This window comes from Duncaniella sp., from assembly GCF_029054785.1.
Taxonomy (GTDB): domain Bacteria; phylum Bacteroidota; class Bacteroidia; order Bacteroidales; family Muribaculaceae; genus Duncaniella.
The window spans coordinates 1-5,290 of record NZ_JAIDEN010000080.1 but is presented as its reverse complement, the minus strand read 5'-3'; the positions used below and the strand labels follow the sequence as shown (position 1 = coordinate 5,290).

The following is a 5,290-nucleotide window of genomic DNA, read 5'->3' as shown; positions in this document are numbered from 1 at the left end:
CCCTGCTACAGATGTAACGGCGGCGATGCGGCCTTTCCGGCCATGTTCGCGGAAATATCTGAAAGCTGTGTCGATCATTCGGGTGAAACCGACCACGTTGGTCTGTGCGGTAGCGACATCGTGATCAGTGACAAGGGCTTCGTTTTCAAATCCGATTCCTGCGACATGGAAATAGATGTCCATTCCGCCAAGGCGGCTGATCAGATCGCGCAGATGGGCGGGAGAAGCCGCATCGTCAACGTTGATGCGCGCATAGCGGATGCGGTCAGGAAAATCTGCCTGAAGTTTGCGCATGACTTTTTCATTTCGTCCTGCGGCTCCTACGAGCCAGCCGGCTTTCGCAAAGATCTCAGCTACGCGGAGTCCGATGCCGGATGTGGCACCCATGATGACAATTCTCTTCATTATTGATTCGGTATGTGTGAGGTGTTTGTAAAAAATAGTTTGCTTTTTTAACGTCCGGAGCAGCCTTATGGTTTATCCGGATCGGATCAGAACGGCAAAGGGGATTGTGGATTTGTGTGTTTTGGTTAACTTGTGTTAAATTTGAATTTCGGGTGTAACTTTAGACGGGGGGTGTCCGTCTTATAGACAGCACAACGAGAATTCGCGATGGATTGAATCGCGAGAAGTAAAAGATAGTACGAATGCAATATTAGTTAAAGCTTCTATTTTGTAATTATTCCGTCATTTAATAGCTTTGGACGGAGAAGGTATAAAGCAACGCAGGGTTGGTCGAGATGACCGGCCCTGCGCTGTGTTTGGTTATTTTGAGTGACTCCCCGGAATGAGGGAGGTAGGCATCTCAGCCTAAAGTCCGTTTTGCAATGAAATCGGCGAATTGTTCCTTGTAGCTCTCCGATACGGGGATCTGAGTGCGTCCGAAGATGATCCGGTTTCGCTCGATGACTTTGATTTTTGAAAGATTCACGATATAGGAGCGATGAACACGCATGAACAGGTCTGTCGGGAGTGTCTGTTCAAGAGCTTTCATGCTGAGAAGTGTCATGATTGATTTATCGGATCCTTCGACATAGATCTTGACGTAGTCTTTGAGCCCTTCGATGTAGAGAATGTCGGCGATCCTGACCTGCACGAGCTTGTATTCGCTTTTGACGATGATGTATTCTCCGGCTTTATCGGCAGTAGCTGTGGGGGAGACTGTTCTGGCAGTTTCCGAATTGTGTTTCAGTTCATACCATGCAAGTGCGCGGCGCGCTGCTGCGAGGAATTCCTCATAGCTTATCGGTTTGAGCAGATAGTCGAGGGCATTGACACGGAAGCCTTCCACGGCATAGTCGGAATAAGCGGTGGTGAAGATGATGCGAGTGTCGGCGGGAATGATGCGAGCAAATTCAATGCCGTTCAACTGTGGCATCTGTATGTCAAGAAATACAATGTCTATGTTGTTGTTGAGGAGGGTCGAGATTGCATCGCGTGGCGAGGAGAATTCTCCAGCCACTTCCAGAAAGGGTGTTTTCTCGATGTATGAGCGGATGAGACCTGAAGCCAGGGGTTCGTCGTCGATTACGCAACAGCGAAGTGTCTGCATAGAGGTACTTGAGATTTATTTGTAGTGTAATATAAACTTATTTGATGGAGAGGGGGATGCTCAGATGGACTTGATAGGTGTCTTCTGTGATCGTCACTTTGAGTTCGGCGGCCGGTCCGTAGATCAGGTGGAGGCGGCGCCGGAGATTCGTCATTCCGATTCCTCCGGACTTTGGCAATGAGGATGCGGAGTGTTCTGCCTTGCCTGTGAGATAGCCGTTGGAGGTGAAGCAGTCGATGCGGTCATCGGATGCTGTGATGTGAATCACCAGTGGAATTTCAGGGGTGTGGACGCCGTGTTTGAACGCGTTTTCAATCAGTGTGATGAAAAGCAGCGGGGCCACTCTTCTGTCAGAACTGCCGTTGTTGTCAAGGCGGATATCAAGTCTGATGGACGGGCTGAGTCTTAGGCGCATCAGGCTGATATAGTTGGTTATGAAGTCGAATTCCTGTTTGAGAGCTACGGATGTCGGGCTGTCATAGAGGACGAAACGAAGCAGGCGACTGAGTTCATGGACTGCTTCCTGGGCTTTTTCAGGAGAGATGGCTATGAGGGCATAGATGGAGTTGAGCGTGTTGAAGAGGAAGTGGGGGTTGAGCTGGCTCTTGAGGTTTTTAAGCTCTTCTTCATGCTGGGCGCTGATGAGGTCTTTCTGCTTGCGGTCAAGCATGAGCCATTTGTCGCCGAGGCGCATGGCGGTGGCAAGGCCGATGACGAGGATGACCATCACCAGGTCGCGTGACATGATTCCGACCCAGCGGGCTATGTAGATGCCTTCGGAGGGGTGGAGCCGGTTCATTTTCGGGGCTTTTCCTCCGAGAAATCCTTTGAAGCGCCAGATCAGATAGATGAGCGTCATGGCCACGGTGATGAGCAGCAGGTTTAACGCTACGAACCTGAGCACCCTGTGAGGCTTGTCAAGCGATTTTTCTATGATCCAGCAGTAGTTGACATAGAAAACGGTGATGTAGACAAATGCTTTGGCATAGACCCACGGGCGTAAGGTGTGGCTCGGAGATGACAGAGTTGTCAGCACTTCCGGCAGGATGAATAGAATCGTGATGCAGAGCAGGTGTGAGAGAAATGTGGTGATGCGCTGCCTTGTGAGAATTTCGCTCATGATGCGCAAATATAGTTTTTTTGAGCCAAACGGGCAAAATATTTTGACATGATCCACGGATTCATCGACAAACGAATAAATGGTACAGAGGCTGTTAAATGAGATTCAGATATGTTTAACAGTTACGGCAGGCTTCTACTCCGGATGCCGTGGGAAAAGGAACGGGTGCAGACATTGTGATATCTGCACCCGTTCACGGAGTATTGCGTTGTTATGACTTTCTTTGCCGGGAGGATTAATCCTGGTTGAGATTTACACGCTTGAAATCTACGGCAACAAGGCCTTTGATGGTCTGATCGAGGAACTGACCTACTGAAAGTTTGCTGTCCTGAACATATTCCTGTTCCATGAGGCAGCTTTCTTTGAAGAACTTGTTGAGACGTCCGTTGGCAATGTTCTGGATCATTGCTTCTGGGAGGTTGGCAGCCTTGGCTTCGGCAGTTTCTTTCATGATCTGACGAGCTTTGGTAGCGTCTTCTTCAGTGATCCAGCCTTTGGTGATGTTAGACTCGATGTGGTCTTCAGAATCGAAGTGGTTGGGGTTGAGACCAGCTTTCTTAAGAGCTGCTTCAACGGCCTTCTTGATCTGTTCCTGCTTGGTCTTTTCAACAGCGACTGCGATTTCCTGGTCGATTGTGGCCTGGGGCACGTCTTCACGGCTGCAAGCAACAGGGTTCATGGATGCGATCTGCATGCAGATTTCGCGGCCTACCTGAGCGTCAACGTCGGGAAGGTTGAAACCGACGATAGCAGCAAGCTTGTTGTTGAAGTGGTTGTAAGCAGCTGTTGTGGGAGCTTCAACAACTTCATAAGCACCGATTTCGGTTTTTTCACCGGTCTTGCCTGATTCCTCAGTCACGAGGTCAGCGACAGTGAGACCGTCAACAGTGATTGCCTTGAGCTCGTCGACAGTCTTGCAGCGGTTTTCAACTGCGATGTCAAGAAGCTTTTTAGCGAGAGATACAAAGCCTTCGTTCTTGGCAACGAAGTCAGTCTCGCAGTTGAGAGCAAGGATAGCAGCGAAGTTGCCTTCGTTCTTTGAGAGAACGCAACCCTCAGCGGCGTTGCGGTCTTCACGCTTTGCTGCTACGGCCTGACCCTTCTTGCGGAGGATCTCAACAGCTGCTTCGATGTCGCCGTCAGTTTCGGCGAGGGCTTTTTTGCAGTCCATCAAACCGGCGCTTGTGAGGTGGCGCAGTTTGGTGATTTCTGCCATTGTAACTGCCATAGTTATAGTGGGAGTTTAGAATGTTTGTGAATTTGGTTTAATTATTCAGCTGCTTCAGCAACTTCGGTTTCAGCAACTTCAGCTTCACCTTCGGCCTTGCGGCTTACACGGCGGCGTTCGCGGCGGGGAGCTGCGTCGGCGTTTTCGGCAGAAGCTTTTTCGTCAGCCTTTTCAACCTTGCGTTCCTCAAGACCTTCGTTGATTGATTCGCAGACGGTAGAGAGGATGAGGTCGATAGACTTTGATGCGTCATCGTTTGCGGGGATGACGAAATCTACGTTTGAAGGATCAGAGTTGGTGTCGACGATAGCGAAAACGGGGATGCCGAGACGGTTTGCTTCAGCAACTGCGATGTGTTCCTTGCAAACGTCAACTACGAACAGAGCCGAGGGAAGACGGTTGAGGTCAGCGATTGAACCGAGGTTCTTTTCGAGTTTGGCGCGCTGACGGGTGATCTGGAGTTTTTCGCGCTTTGAGAGGTTGTCGAAAGTGCCGTCCTTAGTCATCTTGTCGATGGAGGTCATTTTCTTGACAGCCTTGCGGATTGTCGGGAAGTTGGTGAGCATACCGCCGGGCCAGCGTTCGATCACGTAGGGCATGTTCACGCTCTGAGCCTTGTCGGCGATGATTTCCTTAGCCTGCTTTTTGGTAGCGACGAAGAGAATCTTTTTGCCACCCTTGGCGATGTTGCGAAGAGCTGCGGCAGCTTCTTCAAGCTTGGCCTGAGTCTTGTAGAGGTCTATGATGTGGATACCGTTGCGCTCCATGAAGATGTAGGGCGCCATTGCAGGATTCCATTTTCTTTTCATGTGGCCAAAATGGCAACCTGCTTCGAGGAGTTGGTCAAAATTGGGAGTTGACATGATTTGTTGTTGGGTTGTTTACGTTCTTTAGATAAATTACAACCGGGGAGTAGGGAACGTGTCCATCTCGACGGTTTAGATACTAAACACTTGAGGAGATATAGGATTGAAATATTAACGCTTGGAGAACTGGAAGCGCTTGCGGGCTTTGGGACGACCGGGTTTCTTACGTTCAACGACGCGCGGGTCACGGGTCATGAAGCCTTCGACGCGGAGTGCGTGCTTGTCCTCAGGATTGATCTTGACGAGGGCGCGGGCGATAGCGAGACGGAGTGCTTCAGCCTGGCCTTTGTAACCGCCACCGTTGAGGTTGACTTTGATGTCGTATTTTTCGGTAGCTTCAAGGGTCGAGAGGGGCTGTTTAACGATGTACTGAAGGATGGAAGAGGGGAAGTACACATCGAGGGCGCGTTTGTTGATGGTGATTTGACCGTTTCCTTCTTTAACGATCACGCGAGCTACGGCTGCTTTACGGCGGCCAACTGCATTAACTGATTCCATTCTTCAATTATTTAATTTTGTTGATG

General features: G+C 50.0%; 6 protein-coding genes. All 6 read right to left on the bottom strand.

The features are described from left to right. The coding region (locus tag K2H17_RS05055; protein WP_300132166.1) for an SDR family NAD(P)-dependent oxidoreductase at positions 1 to 405 on the bottom strand (405 nt) is incomplete at its 3' end. A 400-nt stretch (positions 406 to 805) separates the two neighbouring features. Then, positions 806 to 1,552 (bottom strand): LytTR family DNA-binding domain-containing protein, encoded by a 747-nt coding sequence (locus K2H17_RS05050; protein WP_300132164.1) that lies wholly within the window; start codon positions 1,550 to 1,552, stop codon positions 806 to 808. Positions 1,553 to 1,589: 37 nt separating this feature from the next. Beyond that, positions 1,590 to 2,672 (bottom strand): sensor histidine kinase, encoded by a 1,083-nt coding sequence (locus K2H17_RS05045; protein ID WP_300132161.1) that lies wholly within the window; start codon positions 2,670 to 2,672, stop codon positions 1,590 to 1,592. Positions 2,673 to 2,907: 235 nt separating this feature from the next. After that, the gene (tsf, locus tag K2H17_RS05040) at positions 2,908 to 3,900 is read right to left on the bottom strand and encodes a translation elongation factor Ts (RefSeq protein WP_300132158.1); all 993 of its coding nucleotides are present in this window, start codon (positions 3,898 to 3,900) and stop codon (positions 2,908 to 2,910) included. Between the two features lie 41 nt (positions 3,901 to 3,941). After that, positions 3,942 to 4,763 (bottom strand): 30S ribosomal protein S2, encoded by an 822-nt coding sequence (gene rpsB / locus K2H17_RS05035; protein WP_300132155.1) that lies wholly within the window; start codon positions 4,761 to 4,763, stop codon positions 3,942 to 3,944. Between the two features lie 114 nt (positions 4,764 to 4,877). Further along, a complete protein-coding gene (gene rpsI / locus K2H17_RS05030) occupies positions 4,878 to 5,264 on the bottom strand; it encodes a 30S ribosomal protein S9 (RefSeq protein ID WP_300132152.1) in 387 nt (128 codons plus the stop codon). Positions 5,265 to 5,290 lie beyond the last annotated feature (26 nt).

What these genes read in the sequence shown, in the direction of transcription:
- tsf (WP_300132158.1), bottom strand. Translation starts at nt 3,900, where the DNA reads ATGGCAGTTACAATGGCAGAAATCACCAAACTGCGCCACCTCACAAGC.
- K2H17_RS05050 (WP_300132164.1), bottom strand. Translation starts at nt 1,552, where the DNA reads ATGCAGACACTTCGCTGTTGCGTAATCGACGACGAACCCCTGGCTTCA.
- K2H17_RS05045 (WP_300132161.1), bottom strand. Translation starts at nt 2,672, where the DNA reads ATGAGCGAAATTCTCACAAGGCAGCGCATCACCACATTTCTCTCACAC.
- rpsB (WP_300132155.1), bottom strand. Translation starts at nt 4,763, where the DNA reads ATGTCAACTCCCAATTTTGACCAACTCCTCGAAGCAGGTTGCCATTTT.
- rpsI (WP_300132152.1), bottom strand. Translation starts at nt 5,264, where the DNA reads ATGGAATCAGTTAATGCAGTTGGCCGCCGTAAAGCAGCCGTAGCTCGC.